Origin of the sequence: Streptomyces rubrogriseus (genome assembly GCF_027947575.1) — a bacterium.
Taxonomy (GTDB): Bacteria; Actinomycetota; Actinomycetes; order Streptomycetales; family Streptomycetaceae; genus Streptomyces; species Streptomyces rubrogriseus.
Genome location: NZ_CP116256.1, coordinates 1,584,085 through 1,606,936 on the forward strand (window position 1 = coordinate 1,584,085; position 22,852 = coordinate 1,606,936).

Genomic DNA, 22,852 nt, shown 5'->3' on the forward strand with positions numbered 1-22,852 from the left:
CCGTCGCGGACGGCGGCGACCGCCACCCGGCCCCCGCTCACACCCCTGTGCGGTCCAGCCCGTCGAGCACCTCGCGCTCGCCCGGGGTCAGCGGCGGCCCGGTCAGCAGGGGGAGCGGCGGCCCGGCGAGCGCGGCCAGGACCGCCGACGGGTGGAACAGGCGCGTCGGCGGGGTGCGCATGCTGGTGACGTCCCAGAGCGCCGAGGCCGCCGCGAAGGAACCGGTGGCCGCCCTCGTCATGCGCCGCGTGTACGCCGTCGCCGCCCGGTCGGCGATCCCCGGCCGCCCGCCGCCGCGCGTCAGGGGGTAGAGGACGTCCTGCCCGACGGCCATGGCCCAGGCGGCGTCCACCGGGCGCGCCGCGCCCCGCAGCACCCGCCGGGCCAGGCCGGGCGCGTCGAGCCCGTCGGCCCGGTCCAGTTCCCGGCCGAGGACGCGGGCGCCGAACGCGGCCACCGACATGCCCTGCCCGTAGGCCGGGTTGAAGGTGCCGAGCGCGTCGCCGAGGACCACCAGGCCCTCCGGCCAGTCGGGCACCTTGTCCAGGTAGTGCCGCACATTGCTGGTGGACCGGCTCAGGTGCACGTCGGTGAGCGGTTCGGCGCCGGAGATCAGCCGGCCCACGATCGGGTCCGGCAGGCCGAGCGTGTACCGCAGGAAACCCTCGGGATCGGCCGGTGGCTCACCGCCGCGCGTGCCGCCGCAGCTGACCAGCCAGCGGTCGCCCTCGACCGGCATGACCATGGCGCTGCGGCCCGGCCGGGAGACGTACGGATCGGCGTGCACCACCGTGAGCGGGAACCGCTCCGCCCCGGCCGGTACCCGGTACAGGCGCGAGGCGTTGACCAGCCCCGAGTCCACGGTCCGGGTCCGGACGCCGGACAGCCCGAGCCCGTCCAGCCAGGGGATGATCCGGGTACCGCGTCCGCTCGCGTCCACGACCAGGTCGGCGTCCAGGTCCTCCTCCCCGCCGGGCCCCGACACCCGCACGCCCCGCACCCGCCCCGCGGACCCGGTCAGGCCCACCACGGCCGTCCGGCGCACCTCGACGGCCGTCTGTTCGAGCACCGCGGCCCGTACCGTCCAGTCCACCAGCGCCCGGGTGCAGGTGAGCATGACGGGCCCCGCGCGCCGCCACCGCCGCAGCCAGCCCTCGGGGCTGCGGGCCAGCGTCCCCGAGCTGAGGGACACCTCGTGCGCCCCCGCGGCGAGCAGCCGCTTGCCCAGGCTCGCGCCGGGCACGATCTCCTCCATCGCCGCCAGCCCGCCGGGCATCAGCAGGTGCGCGTGCCGGCCCTGCGGAAGACCCCGGCGCCGCCGTGGCCCGTCGGGCAGCTCGTCGCGGTCCAGCACGACCACCTCCGCCACGCCCGCGTCGGCCAGCACGGCGGCGGCCAGCATCCCGGCCAGTCCGGCCCCGACGACGACTGCTCTACGCGACATGGGGCTCCTCGGGTTCGGTCAGGGATCCGGTCAGGGAGGACGGGTCCGGGCCGCCGGGTGCGGCGGCCCGGCCGGGCGGGCGGTGCAGTGCCTGCGACAGTTCCACCAGCCCGCTCGCGCCCGGTACCTCGGTGGCGTGCAGCCGGTAGGAGCCGGTGGCGTCGGGCGGTTCCTCGTGGGCGGTGGCCCGGCGCGCCGCGTCGGCGAGCATCGCCGCCTCCGCCGCCAGCCGCGCCTCGTGCGGGGAGCGGCCCGCGCGCAGAGCGGCGTCCCGCACCCCCTCGCGGACCCGGTGGTCGAAGTACGGCGCCAGAGTCAGCAGGGCGTCGTGGATGGAGACCTCGCGCCACTGGAGCCGGGCCCGGGGCAGCCGCCACCAGACCGACGGCTGCCGGGGAGCCGTGGACACCGACTTCACCAGCGACCACAGCGGACCCAGCCGCCGGTAGTCGTCCAGCCCCCGCCAGTGGGCGAGGACGGAAGGCAGCAGCCTCGGCAGGGCGAACCCCACGGAACACACCAGCGCCGCCAGCGACGCCATCGGCGGGGCCACGCTGGTGGACAGGAAGTCCAGGTCGTGACCCGTCCACCGCGCCACCACGGCCGTGTACTTGGTGAGCTGGAACCCCACCAGGTCCAGCAGCGCGCCCAGCAGGATGAGCCGCAGCCCGACCCGCAGCAGGCCGCCCACCTCACGGCTCCACTTGACGCAGACGGCACACATCACCAGCATCGCCGCGCTGTGCCCGAGCAGGTACAGCAGGATCATCTCCCGCATGAACGGGGTGCCCGCGTAGTACGTGTCGAGGTCGGTCAGCCGCTCGGTGTCCGCGTCGGCGAGCAGGAACAGCACCACGATGGCGGCCACCAGCAGGCCGTAGGCCGCCATGCTGCGCAGCACCGCGCGCCGCACCACCGGCCGGGGTCCGCCCCGCCAGTTGATCAGCAGCACCAGCACCGCGCAGCTGTACGCGGAGAGCATGCCGTAGGTCAGCGGGGCGCCGAAGTTGGTGACGCCGGTGAGCCGGTTGACGGTGCCGAGGGTGGCCGGGGCGGCGCACACGAAGACCAGGGCACCCAGGACGATGGCCACGCAGGTGGACAGGGCCAGCGGATGGCGGACCGCCGTCCGGGGTCGGCGGAACAGCAGCACCGAGGTCATGCCGAACACCACTGCCGCCAGGTAGACGACGAGACTCACGTCCGACCACTCCTTACGTGCGGAACCTGTGCGAGCCGGCCGTGCCGGGTGCCCGCGCGGCCGCCCGTGCCACCCTCGGCGACGCCGCCGGCCGTCACGCGGTGCCCGCCGTCGTCCTGCCGCTCGGCGCGGTGGACGCGGCCGGTACCCGCACGGCGCCGGCGAGCACGTCGGAGATCCTCGCGAGGGCCGCCGGGTCCGGCGACGGGGCCGGGGGCGACCGGTGCCCGCGGCGGGCGGCGGCGCCTTCCCGGGGCCGGCCTCGTGCCGCAGCGCGTCGACGATCACCGCGGCCCAGGCGTTCGCCCCGGCCAGTTCGGGATCGCCCGTCGCCGCCAGCGTGTCGGCGCGGGTCCGGTCGTACAGGTCCCGGTCGCAGTACGCGTCCAGGTGACCGAGCGCGTTGTGGATGCTCGTCCGGCGCCACATCAGGAGGGTGGCGGGCGAGGCGAACCGCGGGCGCGGCAGCCGCAGCGCCCGGCGTACGAGCAGGTCGTCCAGGGCCCGTTCCAACGGTCCCAGCCGGGCGTACGCGCGCCCCGCCCGCCGCCACTCGGCCACCCGCGGCGTCACCAGCGGCACCAGTACCCCGACGACCACCAGCAGAGCCCCGAGGCCGGCGGCGGCCGGGGAGACCGTGGTGCCGAGCGCCGACCAGTCGCGCCCGGACCAGCGGGCGCCCACCGCGACGAGCTTGGTGACGCTGTAGCCGGCGCCGCACAGCGAACCGGCCCCGATCAGCGTCAGGCCGGCCCGCAGCCCGCCGCGCACCTGCCGGGCCCAGCGCAGCGCGGACACCGTCGTGACGGTCGCCGCGGTCAGGTGCGCGACCAGGTACAGCACGATCATCTGGGCGATGAACGGGGTGGTCGCGTAGTAGGTGTCCAGATCGGTGCGGCGTTCCACGGGCGCGTCGCCGAGCGCGAAGGTCAGCGCGATGCCGAGGACCACGACGGCGTAGGCGAGCGTCCACCGGCGGGCGGTACGGCGCACCCGGGGGCCGCCGCGCCAGTGCACGACGAGGACCTGGGAGGCGGCGCAGTACCCGGTGATCGCCGCGTAGGTGACCGGGGCCGCGAGGTTGGGCACGCCGCTCAGCCGGTTGACGGCCCCGACCGTCGGCGGCGCCCCGAGCAGGAAGCAGAGCCCGGCCAGTCCCAGCACCGCGCAGATGGCCCGCAGATACGGATCGTGCCGGTGCCGCAGCAGGTCGGGGGCCCGCACCGCGAGGCCGAGCCAGAGCGCGGCGCAGCTCAGGTAGTTGATCAGGCTGTTCATCCGGTCGTCCCGCGGTAGTTGAGCGCGGCCCCGATGCGGCCCGCGAGGCTCTCCGGGCTGGCCGGACCGCCGCCCTCCGCGGCGAACACCGAGTCGGTGGAGGCGTCCAGCCAGGTGCGCAGCCGGCTGCCCATCAGCATGCCGAAGCGGTCCGCCTCCTGCTCCTCGGCCAGCGAGAAGTCACTGCGCGCGGCCACCGCCGGGGACCGGCCGTCCGCCTCTGCGCCGCCCTCCGCCCGACGGCGGCTCATGTGCCACACCTCGTGGCACAGGATCACGATCTGGTGCCAGACGGCCGCGCGTTCGTCGACCACCACGTCGTCGTGGCTCTCGCGCTCGAGCCACAGCCCACTCGCGGTGTGCGGCGGGAACGCCGCCCGGTGCACGACCACCTCCCGCCCCCGCCACGCGCTGACGGAGGCGACGAGTGCCTCGAACAGCACCTCGGGATCAGCCGGCACGGCCACCTCGATGGGGTCGATGAGAGCGTCAGCGAGACGCCGCATCTCCTTCCTGGTACGCACCGCTGTCTCCTCGTTCCCCCGGCCGTCCGTCGGTCACCCCTGCAATATGCCAAGACCCGCGGCCTCCGGGCCAGTTCCCGGAGCCCCGTCGGTCGCGAGGTGGCCGAGACGGTGCCCCCGTGGTGCCTCCCGCCGCCTGTGAAGAGCGGCCCGATCCTGCCCGAACCATTGACGTGCAAGCGCTTCCCACCTACGTTCCCGTTCGAAGTTACGAGCGACATCCGAAATATCGAACGACTATCTCGAATGACGACAGATGGGGCAGGGCATGGGACGACCTGGCCTGAATCGCAGGCACTTTCTGGCCGCGGCCGGCGGCCTGACGGTCGCGGGCAGCTTCGGCTTCGCGGCGCTCGGCACCGGCGCCGACGCGCTCGCCTCCGGAGCGGACACCCGGGTCCGCTACTGGAACCTCTTCAGCGGCGGCGACGGATACAACATGATCGCGATGCTGGACTCCTTCCGTAAGGACAATCCCGGCATCGACGTGAAGGACTCCACCCTCCAGTGGGGCAGCCCCTTCTACACCAAGCTCGCCATGGCCGCCGCCGGAAACCGCGCGCCCGACCTCGGCGTCATGCACCTCGGCCGCGTCACCGGCTTCTCGCCCGGCCGTCTCCTCGACCCCTGGGACCCCGCGCTGCTCGCCAAGTACGGCGTGCGCGAGCAGGACTTCAACCCGGAGCTGTGGAAGCGCGCCGTCATCGACGGCAAGCTCTACGCGCTGCCGCTCGACATCCACGTCCAGCTCTGCTTCTACCGCAAGGACGTGCTGAAGAAGGCGGGCCTGCTCGGCGAGGACGGCCGGATCGTGCCGGTCGGCTCCACCGAAGAGTGGTTCGACGTGCTCAAGGAGGCCAGGAAGGCCACCGCGAAGGGGCTGCAGACCATCGGCCTGTGGCACAACGACCAGAACTTCCAGTGGTGGTTCTTCGTCGCCTTCTACACCCAGCTCGGCGGCACCTGGTTCAACGACGCCAAGACCGAGGTCACCTTCGACACCGACAAGGCCGTCCAGGTGCTGGAGTTCCTGCGCAAGCACGTCGCCGACGGGTACGCCAACCCGTCCTTCGGCGGCGGCGCCGGTGCCGAACAGTTCGTCAACGGCTCCCCGTTCGCCTGGGAGGGCAACTGGTCCGTGCCGGTCTTCGACGCCGCGAAGCTCGACTACGGCGCCACTCCGCTGCCGCCCGTCTTCGGCAGGCGCGCCACCCACGCCGAGTCCCACTCCTTCGTCCTGCCGCACCAGGCCGAGCGCGGCGGCGCCGCCAACGAGGGCGCGCACCGGCTCGCCGCCTACGTCGTCAAGCACGCCAGGCAGTGGGCGGCCGGCGGGCACATCCCCGCCTACACGCCGACCCTGTCCACCGCCGCGTACCGGGAACTCCAGCCGCAGAACGAGTACGTCTCGGCCATGGACCACCAGGCCACCGAGCCCAAGGTGTGGTTCGCCGGGTCCACCGGCATCCTCGCCCAGCGGGTCGGCCCGGTCGTCGTCTCCTCGACGACGGGCTCCGCCAGGCCCGAGGCCGCCGCCCGCCGGATGAAGGGCACGCTCACCGAACTGCTCGCCATGAAGAACCCCATGGACGGCCGCACCGCCGCGCAGGGAGGTGCCACCGCATGACCGCCACCAGTGCCGAGACGATCGTCCGCCCGGCGCGGGCGAGGACCGCCGCCGACAGCGCCGGCGTCCGCCGCGGGCAGGGCTTCCAGCACGGCGGCTGGTTCGTGGCCCCGTTCCTCGCGCTCTTCGCGCTCTTCGTGATCTGGCCGCTGCTGCGCGGCCTCTACCTCAGCTTCACCGACGCCAACATCTCCGGCGACAGCGCGAACTTCATCGGCCGCGACAACTACAGCGAGGCCCTGAAGGACCCCCTGATGTGGGACGCGCTCGGCCACAGCGCGTACTTCACGCTGCTCGTCGTGCCCTGCATCACCGTCCTCGCCCTCCTCCTCGCGATGCTGGCCCACCACATCGAGCGCGGCAAGTGGCTGTGGCGGCTCTGCTTCTTCCTGCCGTTCCTGCTGCCGTCCACCGTCGCCGCGAACCTGTGGCAGTGGCTGTTCAACCCCGGCACCGGGATGGTCAACCACGTCTTCGGCCTCGAAACGCCCTGGCTGACCGACAAGTCGTACGCGATGCTCGCGGTCGTCATCACCACCCTGTGGTGGACCGTCGGCTTCAGCTTCCTGCTCTACCTCGCCGCGCTCCAGGGCATCCCCGCCCACCTCTACGAGGCCGCCAAACTGGACGGCGCGAACGCCTGGCACCGCATCCTGCACATCACGCTGCCGATGCTGCGCAACATCACCGGCCTCGTGATCGCCCTGCAGATCCTCGCCTCCCTCCAGGTCTTCGACCAGGCCGTCGTCATGCAGGACTTCGGACCCGGACCGGAGGACTCGACCCGCACCTTCGTGCAGTACACGCTCGAACAGGGCTTCACCAGCTACCGCGTGGGCTACGCCTCCGCGATCTCCATCATCTTCTTCGTGCTCATCGCGGCCGTCGCCCTCGCCCGGATGTGGCTGCTGCGCAACCGTGAGGAGGGCGGCCGATGACCACCGCCGCACCGCCGGTCCGCACCCGCCCCCGCCGGAGCTGGACCCCCGGCCAGATCGTGCTCACGCTCCTCGGCACCGCCGTCTCCGCGGTGTTCCTCGCCCCGCTCGCCTGGGCCCTGTTCACCTCGCTCAAGTCGGAGACCGAGGCGGTCGAGGTGCCCACGCACTGGCTGCCCGACGACTGGACCGGGCAGGCCTGGAAGGCCCTCTTCGAGACCGGCAACATCACCGACTGGTTCGTCAACTCGCTGGTCGTGTCGGTGTGCGTGACGGCGATCGTGCTGCTGGTCGCCGCGCTCGCCGGATACGGCTTCGCCCGCACCGAGTTCCGGGGCAAGGGCGTCCTGATGGGCGTGGTGATGGCGGGCCTCATGGTCTCCCCGGCCGTGCTCGGCGTCCCGCTGTTCACCACCGTCCAGCAGATGGGGATGGTCGACACCTACTGGGGCATGATCCTGCCGCAGTGCGCGCCCGCCGCGATGGTCTACATCCTCTACAAGTTCTTCCAGGGCATCCCGCGCGAGCTGGAGGAGGCCGCCTTCATCGACGGCGCGGGCCGCTGGCGCGTCTTCTTCACGATCATCGTGCCGCTGTCGCGCCCCTCGCTCGCGGCGGTCGGCATCTTCACCTTCATCAGCTCCTGGAACAACTTCCTGTGGCCCTACATGGTCACCAACAACCCCGACCTGATGACCATGCCGAACGGCATCGCGACCGTCATGAACTCCTACGGCATCCAGTGGGCCCAGCTCATGGCCGGCGGCCTGATGGCCGGCCTGCCGCTGATCGTCGTCTTCGTCTTCTTCCAGCGCCAGATCGTGGCGGGCGTCGCCCACACGGGCCTGGCCGGCCAGTAGCCCCCTCACCCCGTCCCGAAAGGAAAAGATGCGCACCGCCCGCTTCACCCTCGACCCCGCCTTCACCGTCGGCGCCGTCAACCCCCGTCTCTTCGGCTCCTTCGTCGAACACCTCGGACGCTGCGTGTACACCGGCGTCTTCGAGCCCGGCCATCCCACCGCGGACGCCGAGGGCCTGCGCCAGGACGTGCTGGAGCTGGTCCGGGAGCTCGGCGTCACCGCCGTCCGCTACCCCGGCGGCAACTTCGTCTCCGGGTACAAGTGGGAGGACTCGGTCGGTCCGGTGGAGGACCGCCCGCGCCGCCTCGACCTCGCCTGGCGCTCCACCGAGACCAACCGCTTCGGCCTCTCCGAGTACATCGCCTTCCTGAAGAAGATCGGCCCGCAGGCCGAGCCCATGATGGCGGTCAACCTCGGCACCCGCGGCGTCGCCGAGGCGCTCGAACTCCAGGAGTACGCCAACCACCCCTCCGGCACGGCCCTGTCCGACCTGCGCGCCGAGCACGGCGACAAGGACCCCATCGGCATCAGGCTCTGGTGCCTGGGCAACGAGATGGACGGCCCCTGGCAGACCGGCCACAAGACCGCCGAGGAGTACGGCCGGATCGCCGCCGAGACCGCCCGCGCCATGCGCCAGATCGACCCGGACGTCGAACTGGTCGCCTGCGGGTCGTCCGGGCAGTCCATGGAGACCTTCGCCGAGTGGGAGGCGACGGTCCTGGCGGAGACCTACGACCTGGTCGACCACATCTCGCTGCACGCCTACTACGAGCCGCACGACGGGGACGTCGACTCCTTCCTCGCCTCCGCCGTGGACATGGAGTCGTTCATCGAGAACGTCGTCGCCACCTGCGACCACGTCGGCGCCCGCCTCAAGTCGAAGAAGAAGATCAACCTTTCCTTCGACGAGTGGAACGTCTGGTACATGACCAAGACGCAGGCCGAGGTCAGCGCCCTGGACTGGCCCGAGGCGCCCCGCCTGCTCGAGGACAACTACAGCGTCATGGACGCGGTCGTCTTCGGTTCGCTCCTGATCGCCCTGCTGCGGCACGCCGACCGCGTCACCGTGGCCTGCCTCGCGCAGCTCGTCAACGTCATCGCGCCGATCATGACCGAGCCGGGCGGCCCGGCCTGGCGCCAGACGACGTTCTTCCCCTTCTCCCAGGCCTCGAAGTACGGCCGAGGCGAGGTGCTCGACGTCCGGGTGGACTCACCCACGTACGAGACGGGCAAGTACGGCGAGGCCGACCTGCTGCACGCCACCGCCGTGCGCGCCGAGGACGGCTCGGTGACCGTCTTCGCCGTCAACCGCTCGCGCACCGGGACCCTCCCGCTGGAGGTCGCCCTGAGCGGCCTGGAGCTGACCGAGATCGTCGAGCACAGCGCCCTCGCGGACACCGACCCCGACGCCCGCAACACCCTCGCCGAGCCCGAGCGGGTGGTCCCGCACACGGTCGACGGCACCTCCCTGAGGGACGGCCGGCTCACCGCCGCCCTGGAACCGCTGTCCTGGAACGTGATCCGGCTGCGCTGACCCGGACCCGGGTCAGCCGCCGCGCCGGCCGGGGGAGGGGACGGGCTTCACCGGCACTCCTCCGGCCGCGCCGCCCAGCAGCTCCAGGCGCACCGCGCCCGGCCCCGACGGCGCGCCGCCGCCGGACAGGACGGCGAGGGCCAGGGTGTTGGCGGCGGCCCGGCTGCGCAGGATGCCGTTCGGCAGGACGAAGGTGTGCGGGGCGCCGGTGCGGCCGCCCACGTACGTGCCCAGGTTCCAGCCGTTCAGGAAGACCTGGACGCGGTGGGCGCCGGTGCCGCGGAACGGGCTTCCGTCGAGGCGCAGCCCCACCGAGGCGTCGACCTCCGGCGGGACGTCCAGGCGGAACGTGGTCCGGTACCAGGTCACGCCCTGGCGCCGGTCCCCGCCGGGCAGCGCCGCCGGGGACACCCGCTCCCACCCGGCGTCGTCGTACCCGGGCAGGTGCCAGCCGTGGCGCTCCCCGTACAGCCCGCCGTTGTTGAGCGGCCCGCGCACCGGGTCGGGGGCGGCCGCGCCCATGATCCGCCAGCGCACCTCGGGCGAGGCGCCCTCGAAAGCGGCCGACGTCAGCCCGCGGGCCTCCCGGTACGCGTCCTGGCCGTGCTGGGTGCGGCGGACCAGGACGGACAGGACGGCGCCGGGGTCCCCCTCGCCGCCCTTGCTCCCCTCGCCCGCCCCGCTCCCGGCGGCCCGCCGCAGCCCGGCGCGCAGGTCCTCCGGCAGCTCGAACGCGGCCGTGCCGGTCCAGGTGCCCTTCCCGTCGCCCGCCCCGTCCGGCTGGTGGCTGCCGAGCGGCACCCCGTCCAGCCAGGCCATCAGCAGGCCGTCCGCGCCCGTGCGGTACGAGAGGGACACCCGCTCGAGACCCGTGGCCCCGGTGAGGCGCGCGCGGTACCAGACGTCGCCGTAGTGGAAGCCGTAGTCGTCGGCGAAGAGCACCGGCCGGCCGTCGGGGACCGGGGTCGTGCTGTGCGTCGTGCGCCGGTCGGCGACCGTCCACCCCTCGTCGCCGTAGTCGGGCCGGGACTCGAAGTTCTCCGTGCGCCGGCGCCAGCCGTCCAGCGCGGGCAGCACCAGGTCGGGCACGCCCGGCAGCGGCCACACGGACATCAGGCTCAGGGCGCGGCCCAGGCCCGACTGCACCGCCTCGCCGTTCCAGGTGATGTCGGTGATGCCGGGCGGCGCCCACACCTCCAGCTCGCGCCCGGCGACCGTGTCACCGGTCAGCCGGATCGTCGCACCGTCCAGGGCGGCCTCGCGCAGCAGCTCGGGGCCGCGCACCAGGACCCGGCCCGACGGGGTCTCGTACGGCCACAGCCGCAGCGAGGCGGCGTCGTCGGCGACGATCAGCAGCAGGGTGCGGTCGGTGTCGCCGCTGCGTACCCGCACCCGGGTCAGCCGGTCCTCCTGGAGCGGCACCGTCACGTGCAGCCGCCCGCGGTCGAAGGCCCAGGCCGCCTCCTCGTCCAGCCGGGTCGGCCACGGCTCGTCCGGGCAGTCCAGGACCAGGTGCGCCATCTCGCCGGCCCGCCCCACGAACGCGGCGATGTCCAGCCGCCCGACGCTCATGGCCAGCATGGGCTGCACGGTGGCGTACGCCAGCTTGCGTCCCGAGCCCAGGCGCAGGCCGGTGGCGAAGAGCTTGGCGTCCCGGGCGGGCACGGTGACCTCCACGTCGGCCCCGCCCATGGGGAGGGTCGAGGTGACGTCGGCGGCGGAGTCGTTGCGCAGGACGTAGGCGTGTGCCCCGGTGTCCGGGTCGGCCAGGTGCCGTACCCGGACCCGTGCGTCGCTGGTCCGGACCGCCTCCGCCTCGGTCATCCCGGTGAAGTCCGGGACGTGGCGCAGCAGTTGACCGAGCTGGTGGAGCGGCGCGAGCTTGTCCGTCGGCCGCCGCGCCTCGTCGATCGCCGCGTTCGGGTCGTAGGTCGGTGAGGGCGCCGAGGGCGCGGGCAGCCAGCCCCACGAGGTGCCGCCGAACGCCGTCCGGACGTTGTGCAGGGTGCTCCCGCGCGCCAGGCGGTCGAAGTGGACCCGCCGGGCCTCGGCGGCGTCCCGGACCGGCCCCGGCTCCCGACGGGCGAGCGGCGTGTCACCGTGCAGCAGGGGCACGTCGATGCCGTCGGCGCGCATCCTCGTGCGCAGGAGGTCCAGACCGGCGCGCCCCGGGGCGTCGGCCCGGTAGAGCAGCACCGTGCCGGTGCCCCGGGTGAACAGGTGCCGGGCGGCGACGGCGTCGACCCGGCCCAGCCACTCGTCGGCGTGGCGCAGATACGCCGGGTCGGTGCTCCCGGCCCGGCCCCCGACGGTCGTCAGCCAGCCGGGCAGGCCCCCGGCGTCCACGTCGGCGCCGATGTACGGGCCGGGGTGCAGGACGACGTACAGCCCGCACTCGGCGGCCGTGCGCAGGAACAGGTCGAGGTCGCGGACACCGGTGAAGTCGTACGCGCCGGGGGCGGGGGAGTGCTGGTTCCAGGCGAGGCGGACGTCGACCGCGTTGTGGCCGTAGGCCCGCATCTTCTGGAGCACGTCCCGCCACAGGGACGGGCTCGGCAGCCGGAAGGGATGCAGCTCGCCGGACCACAGGGCCAGCCGCCTGCCGTCCACCAGCAGCGAGTCGTCCTTCAGCGTGACCCGGTGGCGCGCGCCGTCGGCGCGGGGCGGGCCGGGCGGCGGCCCGGTGGGCGCGGGGCCCGGGGCGCCGGAGGCGGGCAGCACCGTGCTGCCGCCCAGCGCGAGACCGAGGACGGTGGTGCCCGCGAGGGCGCTGAACGCTCGTCTGCCGAGCCTGCTGGGCCTGCTGAGCTCCAAGGGAGCCTCTCCTGTAGCGCGCGTGTCTGCGGTCCCACCGCCTGCGCGGGACCGCCTGTGCCGGGCCATTGTCCCAGCGGACGCCACAATGGTCGGCATGAGGATCTCGGCGCGTGCGGACTACGCGGTACGGGCGGTACTGGAACTGGCCGTCCGGCAGGACGGTTCCCCGGTCAAGGCGGAGGACGTGGCCGCCGTCCAGGACATTCCGCACAAGTTTCTGGAGGGGATCCTCGGGGACCTCAGGCGCGGCGGCGTCGTGGAGAGCCGGCGCGGCGGGGGCGGCGGGTACCGGCTGGCGCGCGGGGCGTCGCAGATCACGGTGGCGGACGTGATCCGGGCGGTGGACGGCCCGATCGTCTCGGTGCGCGGGGAGCGGCCGACGGAGCTGGTGTACACGGGCACCGCGGGGCCCCTGCTGCCGCTGTGGGTGGCGCTGCGTGCCAATGTGCGCAGGATCCTGGAGGGCGTGACCATCGCGGACCTCGCGGCGGACGCGCTGCCGGACCCGGTGCGGGAGCTGGCGGCGGAACCGGCGGCGTGGGAGAACCCGTAGGCCCCTCGCGCGGTGGCCCCCCGGGTGGTGGGAACCGGCCGGTGTGAATGGCCGGGAGAGTGCCTGTCCGCCCGCGGTGGGGCTCCCTACGATGCGGGCGTTCCGTGAATGTCATGTGCACACCATGTGTAGATGGCATTCAACCACATCCACCCCCCACCGACCGGGATGGGAGACCCATGGCCACCGGCCTGCTCCTGAGCGGCACGATCGCCGCGCTCCTCACCTCCGTGCTGCCCGCGCAGCAGCACCAGTCCTCCGGCGGGTTCGAGGACCCGCCGCCGGACAAGATCGTCATCAAGGTCGCCACCGTGAACGGCTCCGGCTGTCCGCAGGGCACGGCGGCGGTCGCCGTCTCCGGCGACAACACGGCGTTCACCGTCACGTACAGCGACTACCTCGCCCAGGCGGGCGGCGACTCCGCGCCCACCGACTTCCGCAAGAACTGCCAGCTCAACCTGCTCGTCCACGTCCCGCAGGGCTTTACCTACGCGGTCGCCAGCGCGGACTACCGGGGCTTCGCCGCCCTCCAGCCCGGTGCGAAGGGCACCCAGCGGGCCTCGTACTACTTCCAGGGCTCGCCGAACACGGAGTACCGCACCCACCCCTTCGGCGGCCCCTACGACGACAACTGGCAGGCCACCGACAGCACCGACTGGGCGCAGCTGGTCTGGGCGCCCTGCGGGGTCCAGCGCAACTTCAACATCAACACGGAGCTGCGGGTGAGCACCGGGACCTCCGACCCCGACGAGGTGAGCTTCATGACGATGGACTCCACGGACGGTGACATCAGCACGGTGTACCACCTGGCGTGGAAGGAGTGCCCGGAGTCCTGACCGGGCCGCCGCGGGCCCCTTCGGGGCGTCACCTCGCGGCGGGCGCACCGTCCGGCCGGCACAGCAGCGGCTTGTCCAGCTCGGCGCAGGGGCGGTGGCCCCTTGAGCGGACGATGTCCTTGCCCACCTCGTCGGCGAGGTAGCGCAGGAAGCCCGCCGCGATCGAGTCGGCCGGCGGTTCGCCGTAGGTGTAGGCGATCTCCGTCTGCCAGTACGGGTACGCCCCCTGGTCGGCGCCCTCCAGGGTGGCCGGGTAGCCGTCGATGCGGATCTGCCGGACGTCGTCGTGTGCGGCGGCCGCGCCGACCTCGCTGTGCCCCAGGGCCCCCGGGGTCGAGGCCACCGTGTCCAGCAGTGTCCCGGTGCCGCCAACCTCGCAGCGGCCCGGCCGGTCGCGGTCGAGCCCCGCGCAGTCGGGCGTGGTGACCGCCGGGAGGGGGCGGCCGTCGAGGACCTGCCGTTCGAGCGTGGTCCGGGTGCCCGAGCCGGGGTTCCGGCTGACCAGGTGGATGGGGACGTCGTTGCCGCCCACCTGGCTCCAGTTGGTGACGCGCCCGGCGTAGACGTCCCGTACCTGCTTCAGGGACAGGTCCTCGACCCCCGCCTCCTTGTGCACGACCAGGGTGAACAGGGACAGCGCGACGGGCCTCGGCAGCAGCCGCGGGCGGCCGTCGGACTTCGGTCCGTCGCTGAACGTCAGGCTGTTGCCGAGGCCCCGGCCGTCCGGGAGCCGGGCGGCCGCACCGGCGGCGGCGAGGGTGTCGAGTCCGTCGACGCTGCCCTTGAAGGAGGTGGCGGTGAGCGGGATGCGGGCGTCCGGGCAGGTCCGCTCGTACTGCTCCGCGGCCTCCCGCAGCACCGGCGCGAAGGCCGTGGAGCCCGACAGGTGCAGGGTCCCGGCGGCGCAGTCCAGCGGGGCGGCGGCGTCCTCGCCCCCGGTCAGGGTGAACGCCGACTGGGTGGCGCTGACCAGGATGAGCGAGGCGAGCAGCCAGCGGACCTGGCGCGAGGCGAAGGGGTAGTACGCGGTCTTCCTGATGTTCCCGCCGCGCACCCCGCCGACGATCCCGGCGGTGACCTCGGGCTCGGGGAACTCGGGCTCGGTGAAGCCCTCCTCGCGGTCCAGGACCGCCAGGACCTTGTAGTGCGCCCGGCGGTTGAGGATCACCTTGGGCAGTTTGACCTCCCTGCCCGTGGTCTCGAAGCCCTCGGCCCCCGGCACGAAGAAGGTGGGCGGCACCTGGGGGCTGCGCTCGGTGACGGTCATGCCGACGACGCGGCGGCCGGGGAAGGCGATGCGTATGCCCACGGGGTCGCTGGCGGGAGCGACGTAGTCGGCGGCGACGACCGGGCTCCAGCCGGCGTTCTCGATGCGCAGCAGGACGACCGAGGGGTCGCGCAGGTTCGTACCGTCCCACTGCATGCGCTGGAGCACCGTGGTGGCGGGCCCCGAGGCGGCCGAGTCCCGGATCGTGGTGTCCAGCTGGACGCGGTAGCCGAGCCGTTTGCGGCCCGCCAGCACGAACTCCCACAGCGCGGCCGCCACGGGCACGGCCAGACCCAGGACGGCGGCCAAGGACCCCCAGGACAGACTCACGTCCGGCTCCCCCTCAGGACGGTGACACGGGAGGCCATGGTGGCGGGGGAGCGGCGGGAGGGGGCGCGACTCCGGTGACTCCACGGCTCGAATTCACCCGCCGGTCACCTTCGGCACCCGCCGTTTTCCGGACGTCAACCGCCGTCCGTGCCGGGGGCATTGACGCGCAAGCGCTTCGATTCTAGGTTCCGTCACTGCGCCACGTCCGACATCACGAATGTTGTTCGAGATTCCGACCAGACAGGAGTCCCCCATGCGTCGCAGACGAGCCGCACTCCTCGCGCTCCCCGCCGCCGCACTGCTCGCCCTCGTCCCCTCCACGGCGTCGGCCTACCCGAACCCCGGCCGGGTCACCGGCTCCGTCGTCACCCACGACCCGACCATGATCCGCACCTCGTCCGGGCAGTACCGGCTCTACGCCACCGGCGGCGGCATCAGCAGCAAGGCGTCCTCGGACCGCACCGCCTTCTCCGCGGGCGCCGACGCCTTCGGCTCCCGGCCCGGCTGGTGGTCGCGGTACTCGTCCGTCCCGGAGGCCTGGGCACCGGACATCTCGTACCACGGCGGCAAGTACCTCATGTACTACTCCGTCTCGTCCTTCGGCTCCAACACCTCCGCCATCGGTCTCGCCGGCTCCACCACCGCGGCACCGGGCAGCTGGAGCGACTACGGCATCGTCTACACGTCCGACTCCGCCGACGACTACAACGCCATCGACCCGAACCTCTTCGTCGACGACGACGGCAAGTGGTGGCTGTCCTTCGGCAGTTGGTGGACCGGCATCAAGATGATCCGGATCGACCCGGCCACCGGAAAGCAGCTCGCCTCCGACACCGCCCGCCGCTCCCTCGCCTCCCGCCCGACCGGCACCAAGGCCGTCGAGGCGCCGTACGTCGTCAAGCGGAACGGGTACTACTACCTCTTCGCCTCCTACGACACCTGCTGCGCAGGCACCGGCTCCACCTACAAGGTGAAGGTCGGCCGGGCGACGAGCGTCACCGGGCCCTACCGGGACCGGAACGGCGTCGCGATGACGGCGGGCGGCGGGACGCCGGTGCTGGAGTCGCACGGCAGCGTCATCGGCCCCGGCGGACAGTCGATCATGAACGACGTGGACGGCGACCTGATCGTCTACCACTACTACGACGGCAACGACAACGGCACGCCCAAGCTCGGCATCAACCTCCTGGACTGGAGCAGCGGCTGGCCCGTGGCGTACTGAGCCGCCGGCCGGTGCGCGCGCCGGGGCCCCGGTCGTCACTCCGGGTCGCCGTGGCCCCGCAGGTGCAGCGAGCGGAGGGCCACCTCGATGGCGAAGCGGTGGTCGGGGTCGGCGAGCCGGTCGCCCAGGTAGGCGTCCAGCGTCCGCAGGCGGTAGCGGACGGTCTGCGCGTGCACGCCCAGCATCTCGCCGACCTGCTCCGCCGGTGCCCGGGTGGACACGTGCACGCGCAGGGTCTCCACCAGCCGGTCGCGCCGCCTGGCCGGCAACTCGTCGAGCGGGGCCAGTTCACGGGCCGCGACCCGGTCGACCAGGGCCGAGTCGGACAGCAGCCACAGGGTCGTCAGGTGGTCCTCGCAGCGGATCAGCGGGGCGTCGGGTATGACATCGTCGTCAACGAGCTGCAGCACGCGGCGGGCCCAGCGGACGGAGTCGGCGGCCTGGCCGACCGGCACGGTAAGACCGACGGCGGCGCGGGTGCCGGCCAGGGCCGTGCGGATCATGTCGAGGCGGGCGGGGGTGAGGTCCCCGGGCACCAGCAGGTGCGGCTGCGGTATGTCGAGGTCGGCGAGGACGTCCCGGTCGAGCGCCGCCTGGATGTGCTCCGGCGCCGGAGACTGCAGCGCGACCAGGAAGCAGGACCGGGGCAGCTCCCAGGCGGCGGCCTTGCACAGTTCGGAGACGGCCGTCCGGGGCAGCGGCGAGGCGGCGAGCAGGAAGTGCAGTAACTGTCTTCGTAACGCGGACTCCTCGGACGCGGCCCGTTCCCGGACCTCCGCGTATCCCTCGCGGGTGATCGCCTCCAGCTCCTCGACGTAGGCGAAGAGGGCGTCGGCGAAGGCGAGGATCAGCGCGGGGGAGAGGCTGTACTGCCGGCCCAGCGTCTTGGCCCGGCGCAGCGCGATGCGGGCGCCGAGCCGGTAGGCCCCTTGCAGGACCTCCAGGTCGCGGCCCTCGTAGGCCTCCACCCGGCCGAACCTGCGCAGCAGTTCGTCCCGCAGCTCCGAACTGCTGGAGGGGTCGGCCACCCGGTCCACGAAGGCGGTCAGCGCCTGCTCGACGCCCTGGCGGATCGCGTCCCCGTCCGGGCCGTTGAGCAGCCTGCCGTACACCGGATAGCTGCGGGTGACCTCGGTGCGTATCTCGTTCAGCAGCCCCGGCAGCAGCGGACGCATGAAGGCCGCGAACTTCTTGGGCAGGGGGTCGAGCGGTTCACCGAGCACCGAAGGACGCGCGATTGAGGGCATGAGTGATCCCTTGCCGTCGACATGTCCGGTGGGGTGGGCCGACCGGGCGCCGCCCTCGGTGGGTGGAGCCCGGACCGGTCCACTGGGCGTTCACCGGTCTGGCAGAGCTGAAGGTAAATCAACTTTGTTGTGTTGTACATCTCTTGGGGAGGAATCGTGTCCCGGTTGTGTGTGCCTTTGGCTGTTACTCGACGGCCGAGTGCCAGTTCTCGGCCAGGACCTTGCCGGCGTCGGGGACGACGGTCCCGGGTGCGTTGAGTCCGGTGAGGTGGGTCCGGGTGTCGTTCAGGGTGACACTGTTGTTCCCGGCGGCGGAGGGCAGCCCGGTCTTCGCGTTCACCGCGAGGTTGATCAGACCGACGTTCAGGCCGCAGCCGGTGGCGCCGGGCACCGCGAAGGTGCTGTCGTTCTGGGTGGCGCCGGTGAGGTTGATCCGGCTCATCTCGCCGGCCGGGTCCGCGGTGCCGTCGCCCTGGAAGAAGGTCATGCCGAACTCGGGGTAGTCGCGGTTCTCCGGGCGCAGCACGATCGGGTTGGCGGCCGTCCCGATGTAGCACTTGTCGCCGAGCAGCGGGTTCTCCAGGTGGATGCGGACCGGCAGGGCGACGATCGGCATGTCGGTGAGGACGCCCGCGGTCTGGTCGAAGGCGTAGGGCGCGCCGACCGACTCCATGGTCGCGGTGATCTTGTTGAGACTGGAGTTCTCCAGCGACTTGCAGATGCCCGTGATGACGAATATGTCGCTCGGGCACATCAGGCCGAGCAGTCCGCCGGGCACGGCGGCGGGCTCGGCGACCAGCGCGCCGGAGGCGGGGGCGACCACGCTGCTGGTGCCGTCCGCGTTCTGGACCACGCCCATCTGCAGGTTGGTCCTGCCGGTCGTCACGGTGGTGTCGCCCAGCTTGATGGTGCCGCTCGCCGAGGTGGACACCACACACTGCGGGGTCTTCTCGAAGCCGTCGGCCGCCAGCATCGCCGGGGCGTCCACGGGGCAGCGGGTGAAGGGGGCCCACTCGCCGTTCAGCGCGGGTTCGGCGGCGGTCGCCGTGCCCAGGGAGGCGAAGGCGCCGAGCGCGGTCAGCGCGGACACGGTGGCGAGCCGGGTGCGGGTGGAGATCCGGGGCATGGTGGTGGCCTTCCGTGGAGGTGTGAGACAGGGATCAGCGCTCGGCGACGGGGATCTCGTAGGGCTGGAGGTCCTCGGTGCACTGGCCTTCGTTCTCAGGGCTCGGGAAGACGGGGGCGGCGATCGCGCACGTCTGGCCCTGGACCTGCTTGATGTAGTTGCCCGGACCCGAGACGGAGGCGGTGAGCAGGCGGTCGAGGTCCTCGCCGTCGCTGCCGCAGCCGGTGAAGGCGGGGATGGTCGCCTCGCCGGACAGCGCGCCGCCGCTCAGGAGCAGGTAGCCGGTGGCAGGCAGGCCGATGATCTGCTCGCCCCGGCCGTAGAGCACCAGGTGGTCGCCGGGGAAGTTCGCGGGGTCCGGGTCCTCGGAGGTGAGGGACGTCTCGGTCCGGCACCCGGAACCGACGTCCAGGGGTGTTCCGTTGACCTCGAGGTCCAGCACGTGCAGGACCAGCGGGGCCCGGACGTAGGTGTCGGTGATCGTGGTGAAGTCGGACAGCCGTATCTTCATGCGCGAGTCGATCCGCATGGTTCCCGTCTGCTCCAGCACCATGGTGGCCTTCACCGGGGCGAAGTCGAAGGACAGGAACGTCGCTTCGAAGGGCGGGGTCTGCTTGCGCTCCAGGTAGTGGAAGTTCGCGTACGACAGGGTGTCGAAGATCAGGTACTCCGGATCCGGCGGGCCCGGCACGGGCAGCCCCTGCTCGATCAGCACGCAGGACGGCGGGAGGTACGCGGCGCCCTTCATCTTCTTCACGTTGGCGTAGCCGGTGACATAGGCGTTGAGCGACACGTCCGTGGGCGGGTGCTGCTCGTCGTAGCGGCAGGGCGGGACGTCGTCGCGGTCAGCGGCGGCGCCAGGGGTGTTCTCCAGCACCTCGGGCGAGAGCTCGGACTGCCGTTCCGGCCGTCGGTCCCCCGGTCCGTCCGGCCGTCCGCCGTCCGGCGCCCCGGAGGACTCGGCCGGTCCCGGCGAGGACGGCGAATCGCCGGGTGCCTGTTCGCCCGCCCCGACCGGCACGGTGGCCAGCAGCCCCTGCTCCGGCGCGTCCTCGGCGAGGGCGCAGTCGACGGTCAGCGAGCCTGGGTCCGCGGCGGCCGGGTCCGCCGCCCCGAGCGCCAGGTCGATCGAGAGGGCGCCCGCGGAGAACGTCAGGTCGCCGTCGCTCCGGCCGGCCACCGAGGGGACGTCTCCCCGCGTCACCAGCGTCAGCGGTCCCGACCCGGGCAGCGCGACGGGATCGGCGCCGCCCCGCCAGGTCGCCGCGGCCGTGGCCGTGTTCTGGGCGACGCCGACGGCGAGCCGGGTGGCCGCCCGTACCTCGGCCGCGTCGCGCGCGGTGAGGTCCGCCACCGCCTCCGCCGGGAGTTCGACGGTGGTGGTGACGCCGGACGGCGTGAACGCCTCGCCCGCCACGGCCCGTTCGGGGAACTCCGCCGAGACCCGCACCGTCGCGGGCAGCTGCCCCGAGGGGAGGGTGCAGACGTAGGGGAGTTCGGCCTCGACCTCCTGGGTGCCCGAGGCCGAGGCGGTGGTCGGGACCAGGGCGGCGAGCACGACGAACGCGGCGATCGACGTGGTCCGGGCACGGGCCCGGGACGGCCGCGGGGCGGCGGCTGGCGTGGCTTTCATGCGACTCCGCTCGGATGGCTCGGACGGGGCGCGCCGGTCTGCTCGGGCGCGCGGCACGGGGCCCGCGAACGCCCGGCCGGGGTACCGGCCGGGCGGGCGGGGCTGGTCGGCGGCCTACGGGTTGGAGCCGACGATGGTGGGGATGGCGCCGGTGCTCGCCACCGTGACGGCGTAGTTGCCCTTGAAGGTGGGCTTGGTGGTGGGGGTGACGATCGCACCGCAGTTGACGGGGTTGCTGACCGCCAGTTCGCCGGCGGTGCTGTTGATCGCCAGGATGCCGGTGGAGTTGGTGTACGTGCCGGAGGCCTTGCCCGTCACCGTGAACTTGCAGGCGCCGGCGGTGACGTTGGCCTTGACGTTGCCGACATAGCCCTTGGTGACACCGGTGGAGGCGTTGTAGTCCACCGCGATGACGTCCCACGGGGTGACCGACGTGGTGGTGACGTTGCCCAGGACGCTGGTGCACGGCGAGCCGGACGCACCGAAGTTCATGGTGGTGATGTCGGCGACGTCCCCGGGGTTGCCGGTGGCGCTCGCCATCGTCCCGGCCGCCGTCGAGGTCGTGCACGTCATGGGGATGGTGGCGGTGAGCACGATGTTGCCGACGTTCACGGCCTTGAAGGCGGCCGGCGAGGGGTTGACCGTCCACACCGTGGAGGGCACCGCCGAGGAGGGGACGGCGGCGAGGCCGAGCGCCGACGCAGCCGCACACACCACGAGGGCCGACCTTCTCATGTTCTTCTTCATGACTCGGACTCTCCTTGAGGGTTGACCGGATTGGGCCGTGACGTTACTCGTCGGAAACATAGGCGAACAATGCGGCCGTCCATGATTCTTTGAAAAGTGGAACAAGCTGTTTCCGAGGTGAGTGAAACGCGATTCGGCTTAGTCATCCGATGCCAAGGTCGAAGCGTTCGGCTCGCGGTGCTCCTGCTCCGTCACCGTCCCATGCGAGAGGGTTCAGATACTCACTCGATGACAAGTAGCCGGCGGGTTCTTGTGCCTTCCCTGACAGGTTCCGGATGGCCGAAGTCGGTATCCCGGAAAACTCCGGACCCGGTGTTGCCCGCCGAGGTTACTCGGCCGTAACGTGCCGGTGCGGTGCTCGGTTCCAGGTCGGTGGCCCCCGTCGGCCGGAGCCATGGCGGACGCGTTCTGGCCCACCCTCCATCGGGCCCGGGTGTCCGCCGGCGGGGTCCCGCGGGATCCACACCCCCCGGAACCGCGAGACCCTGCCCTGTCTCCCCGGAGACAAGTGCGGGGCGGCGAGGTTGTCAGCACGGTGACAAGTTCGGCGGGGGTGCCGAAGATCCGTGCCGCACCCGTTGTCAGTGCGCTTCGGGCCGACTTAACGTGCGGGCCCGCAGCGCGTATCCGATTGGCGTCCGCTGGAGGTGATATGGGAATCGAAGTAGTGGTCGAGGGCCTGACCAAGTCCTTCGGTAAGCAGAGCATCTGGCGGGACGTGTCACTCACTCTTCCGGCGGGAGAGGTCAGCGTGATGCTGGGCCCGTCCGGAACCGGTAAGACCGTTTTCCTGAAGTCGCTCATCGGGCTGCTCAAACCCGAGAAGGGCCGTGTCCTCATCAACGGGGTGGACATGGTGAACAGTCCGGAAAGGGACATCTACGAGACCCGGAAACTGTTCGGTCTCATGTTCCAGGACGGCGCCCTCTTCGGGTCCATGTCGCTTTTCGACAACATCGCCTTCCCGCTGCGCGAACACACCCGCAAGAAGGAGTCCGAGATCCGCCGCATCGTCATGGAGCGGATCGAGGTCGTCGGGCTGCTGGGCGCGGAGGGAAAGCTGCCGGGAGAGATCAGCGGAGGCATGCGCAAGCGGGCGGGACTGGCCCGCGCGCTCGTCCTCGACCCGCAGATCATCCTCTGCGACGAACCGGACTCCGGTCTCGACCCGGTCCGCACCGCCTACATCTCCCAGCTGCTGATCGACCTGAACGCGCAGCTCGACGCGACGATGCTGATCGTCACCCACAACCTCGACATCGCGGCCACCGTGCCGGACAACATGGGGATGCTCTTCCTGCGCCAACTCGTCACCTTCGGCCCGCGCGAGGTGCTGCTCACCAGTGACGAGCCGGTCGTGGCCCAGTTCCTGGGCGGCCGGCGCGAGGGGCCCATCGGGATGTCCGAGGAGAAGGACGCGGCCACCCTCGCCGCCGAGGCGGACGCCGCCCCCGCGGCCCCGGCCGGCCCCCGCGTGATCGTCCCGCAGCTGGAGCCCTCGCCCGGCATGCCGCCGCGTCAGGCCGTCGTCCGCCGCCGTGAGCGAGTCATGGGCATGCTCGACTCGTTGCCGCCCGCCGCACGGTCCGCCATCCGGGACACCTACGCGAAGAGTTCCGAGGCGGCCACCCTGCCGATGCCCACCGCCGGGAGCGGCGCGTGATCACC

Annotated in this window: 17 protein-coding genes and 1 pseudogene; 8 read left to right on the forward strand and 10 right to left on the reverse strand. The window is 72.4% G+C overall.

Annotated features, from left to right (window positions below):
• Nucleotides 1-37: 37 nt before the first annotated feature.
• From Sru02f_RS06795 to Sru02f_RS06810, 4 genes and pseudogenes are all read right to left on the reverse strand, one after another.
• The gene (locus Sru02f_RS06795) at nucleotides 38-1,444 is read right to left on the reverse strand and encodes an NAD(P)/FAD-dependent oxidoreductase (protein ID WP_109031553.1); all 1,407 of its coding nucleotides are present in this window, start codon (nucleotides 1,442-1,444) and stop codon (nucleotides 38-40) included.
• On the reverse strand, nucleotides 1,434-2,645 hold the full coding sequence (locus tag Sru02f_RS06800) for an MAB_1171c family putative transporter (protein ID WP_109031554.1): 1,212 nt from the start codon (nucleotides 2,643-2,645) through the stop codon (nucleotides 1,434-1,436). The genes Sru02f_RS06795 and Sru02f_RS06800 overlap by 11 nt, the downstream gene beginning before the upstream one ends.
• A gap of 273 nt (nucleotides 2,646-2,918) precedes the next feature.
• Nucleotides 2,919-3,923: pseudogene (locus Sru02f_RS06805) on the reverse strand (MAB_1171c family putative transporter); the annotation flags it as partial.
• Nucleotides 3,920-4,447 (reverse strand): toxin, encoded by a 528-nt coding sequence (locus Sru02f_RS06810; RefSeq protein ID WP_109031556.1) that lies wholly within the window; start codon nucleotides 4,445-4,447, stop codon nucleotides 3,920-3,922. The pseudogene Sru02f_RS06805 and the gene Sru02f_RS06810, both read right to left, overlap by 4 nt.
• A 268-nt stretch (nucleotides 4,448-4,715) precedes the next feature.
• Here Sru02f_RS06810 and Sru02f_RS06815 point away from each other — a divergent pair, with 268 nt between their 5' ends.
• The 4 genes from Sru02f_RS06815 to arfA are packed head-to-tail and all read left to right on the forward strand — an operon-like array spanning nucleotide 4,716 to nucleotide 9,406.
• Nucleotides 4,716-6,074 carry an extracellular solute-binding protein gene (locus Sru02f_RS06815; protein ID WP_109032073.1) on the forward strand — a complete coding sequence of 453 codons (1,359 nt, stop codon included), beginning with the start codon at nucleotides 4,716-4,718 and terminating at the stop codon, nucleotides 6,072-6,074.
• Nucleotides 6,071-7,012 carry a carbohydrate ABC transporter permease gene (locus Sru02f_RS06820; RefSeq protein ID WP_109031557.1) on the forward strand — a complete coding sequence of 314 codons (942 nt, stop codon included), beginning with the start codon at nucleotides 6,071-6,073 and terminating at the stop codon, nucleotides 7,010-7,012. Before Sru02f_RS06815 ends, Sru02f_RS06820 begins: the two co-directional genes overlap by 4 nt.
• A complete protein-coding gene (locus Sru02f_RS06825; protein ID WP_109031558.1) occupies nucleotides 7,009-7,872 on the forward strand; it encodes a carbohydrate ABC transporter permease in 864 nt (287 codons plus the stop codon). Before Sru02f_RS06820 ends, Sru02f_RS06825 begins: the two co-directional genes overlap by 4 nt.
• Before the next feature lie 28 nt (nucleotides 7,873-7,900).
• Entirely contained in the window at nucleotides 7,901-9,406 is a 1,506-nt protein-coding gene (arfA, locus tag Sru02f_RS06830) for an arabinosylfuranosidase ArfA (RefSeq protein ID WP_109031559.1), read from the forward strand.
• Between the two features lie 12 nt (nucleotides 9,407-9,418).
• Here arfA and Sru02f_RS06835 read toward each other — a convergent pair whose 3' ends face one another.
• Nucleotides 9,419-12,220 (reverse strand): beta-galactosidase, encoded by a 2,802-nt coding sequence (locus tag Sru02f_RS06835; protein ID WP_109031560.1) that lies wholly within the window; start codon nucleotides 12,218-12,220, stop codon nucleotides 9,419-9,421.
• 97 nt (nucleotides 12,221-12,317) lie between these two features.
• Here Sru02f_RS06835 and Sru02f_RS06840 point away from each other — a divergent pair, with 97 nt between their 5' ends.
• Nucleotides 12,318-12,776 (forward strand): RrF2 family transcriptional regulator, encoded by a 459-nt coding sequence (locus Sru02f_RS06840; RefSeq protein WP_109032074.1) that lies wholly within the window; start codon nucleotides 12,318-12,320, stop codon nucleotides 12,774-12,776.
• A 179-nt stretch (nucleotides 12,777-12,955) separates the two neighbouring features.
• Nucleotides 12,956-13,612 carry a DUF4360 domain-containing protein gene (locus Sru02f_RS06845; RefSeq protein WP_109031561.1) on the forward strand — a complete coding sequence of 219 codons (657 nt, stop codon included), beginning with the start codon at nucleotides 12,956-12,958 and terminating at the stop codon, nucleotides 13,610-13,612.
• 28 nt (nucleotides 13,613-13,640) lie between these two features.
• Here the strand turns inward: Sru02f_RS06845 and Sru02f_RS06850 are convergent, their stop codons facing one another.
• Entirely contained in the window at nucleotides 13,641-15,209 is a 1,569-nt protein-coding gene (locus tag Sru02f_RS06850) for a substrate-binding domain-containing protein (protein ID WP_109031562.1), read from the reverse strand.
• A gap of 253 nt (nucleotides 15,210-15,462) precedes the next feature.
• On the opposite strand from Sru02f_RS06850, the gene Sru02f_RS06855 reads away from it, so the two are divergent.
• Nucleotides 15,463-16,431 (forward strand): arabinan endo-1,5-alpha-L-arabinosidase, encoded by a 969-nt coding sequence (locus tag Sru02f_RS06855; protein WP_109031563.1) that lies wholly within the window; start codon nucleotides 15,463-15,465, stop codon nucleotides 16,429-16,431.
• A 35-nt stretch (nucleotides 16,432-16,466) separates the two neighbouring features.
• Here the strand turns inward: Sru02f_RS06855 and Sru02f_RS06860 are convergent, their stop codons facing one another.
• The 4 genes from Sru02f_RS06860 to Sru02f_RS06875 form a co-directional block, all read right to left on the reverse strand.
• Complete coding sequence (locus Sru02f_RS06860; RefSeq protein ID WP_109031564.1) at nucleotides 16,467-17,678, reverse strand: helix-turn-helix domain-containing protein; 1,212 nt, start codon at nucleotides 17,676-17,678, stop codon at nucleotides 16,467-16,469.
• Between the two features lie 184 nt (nucleotides 17,679-17,862).
• Nucleotides 17,863-18,804, reverse strand: a complete 942-nt coding sequence (locus Sru02f_RS06865; RefSeq protein ID WP_109031565.1) for a hypothetical protein — start codon at nucleotides 18,802-18,804, stop codon at nucleotides 17,863-17,865.
• Between the two features lie 34 nt (nucleotides 18,805-18,838).
• Nucleotides 18,839-20,437, reverse strand: a complete 1,599-nt coding sequence (locus Sru02f_RS06870) for a DUF6801 domain-containing protein (RefSeq protein WP_109031566.1) — start codon at nucleotides 20,435-20,437, stop codon at nucleotides 18,839-18,841.
• A 114-nt stretch (nucleotides 20,438-20,551) separates the two neighbouring features.
• Complete coding sequence (locus Sru02f_RS06875; protein ID WP_109031567.1) at nucleotides 20,552-21,184, reverse strand: hypothetical protein; 633 nt, start codon at nucleotides 21,182-21,184, stop codon at nucleotides 20,552-20,554.
• A gap of 652 nt (nucleotides 21,185-21,836) precedes the next feature.
• Here Sru02f_RS06875 and Sru02f_RS06880 point away from each other — a divergent pair.
• Nucleotides 21,837-22,847 (forward strand): ABC transporter ATP-binding protein, encoded by a 1,011-nt coding sequence (locus Sru02f_RS06880; protein ID WP_164279415.1) that lies wholly within the window; start codon nucleotides 21,837-21,839, stop codon nucleotides 22,845-22,847.
• The last annotated feature ends 5 nt before the right edge of the window (nucleotides 22,848-22,852 follow it).

What these genes read in the sequence shown, in the direction of transcription:
- arfA (WP_109031559.1), top strand. Translation starts at nt 7,901, where the DNA reads ATGCGCACCGCCCGCTTCACCCTCGACCCCGCCTTCACCGTCGGCGCC.
- Sru02f_RS06880 (WP_164279415.1), top strand. Translation starts at nt 21,837, where the DNA reads ATGGGAATCGAAGTAGTGGTCGAGGGCCTGACCAAGTCCTTCGGTAAG.
- Sru02f_RS06870 (WP_109031566.1), bottom strand. Translation starts at nt 20,437, where the DNA reads ATGAAAGCCACGCCAGCCGCCGCCCCGCGGCCGTCCCGGGCCCGTGCC.
- Sru02f_RS06845 (WP_109031561.1), top strand. Translation starts at nt 12,956, where the DNA reads ATGGCCACCGGCCTGCTCCTGAGCGGCACGATCGCCGCGCTCCTCACC.
- Sru02f_RS06860 (WP_109031564.1), bottom strand. Translation starts at nt 17,678, where the DNA reads ATGCCCTCAATCGCGCGTCCTTCGGTGCTCGGTGAACCGCTCGACCCC.
- Sru02f_RS06865 (WP_109031565.1), bottom strand. Translation starts at nt 18,804, where the DNA reads ATGCCCCGGATCTCCACCCGCACCCGGCTCGCCACCGTGTCCGCGCTG.
- Sru02f_RS06815 (WP_109032073.1), top strand. Translation starts at nt 4,716, where the DNA reads ATGGGACGACCTGGCCTGAATCGCAGGCACTTTCTGGCCGCGGCCGGC.
- Sru02f_RS06840 (WP_109032074.1), top strand. Translation starts at nt 12,318, where the DNA reads ATGAGGATCTCGGCGCGTGCGGACTACGCGGTACGGGCGGTACTGGAA.
- Sru02f_RS06820 (WP_109031557.1), top strand. Translation starts at nt 6,071, where the DNA reads ATGACCGCCACCAGTGCCGAGACGATCGTCCGCCCGGCGCGGGCGAGG.
- Sru02f_RS06875 (WP_109031567.1), bottom strand. Translation starts at nt 21,184, where the DNA reads ATGAAGAAGAACATGAGAAGGTCGGCCCTCGTGGTGTGTGCGGCTGCG.
- Sru02f_RS06855 (WP_109031563.1), top strand. Translation starts at nt 15,463, where the DNA reads ATGCGTCGCAGACGAGCCGCACTCCTCGCGCTCCCCGCCGCCGCACTG.
- Sru02f_RS06795 (WP_109031553.1), bottom strand. Translation starts at nt 1,444, where the DNA reads ATGTCGCGTAGAGCAGTCGTCGTCGGGGCCGGACTGGCCGGGATGCTG.
- Sru02f_RS06825 (WP_109031558.1), top strand. Translation starts at nt 7,009, where the DNA reads ATGACCACCGCCGCACCGCCGGTCCGCACCCGCCCCCGCCGGAGCTGG.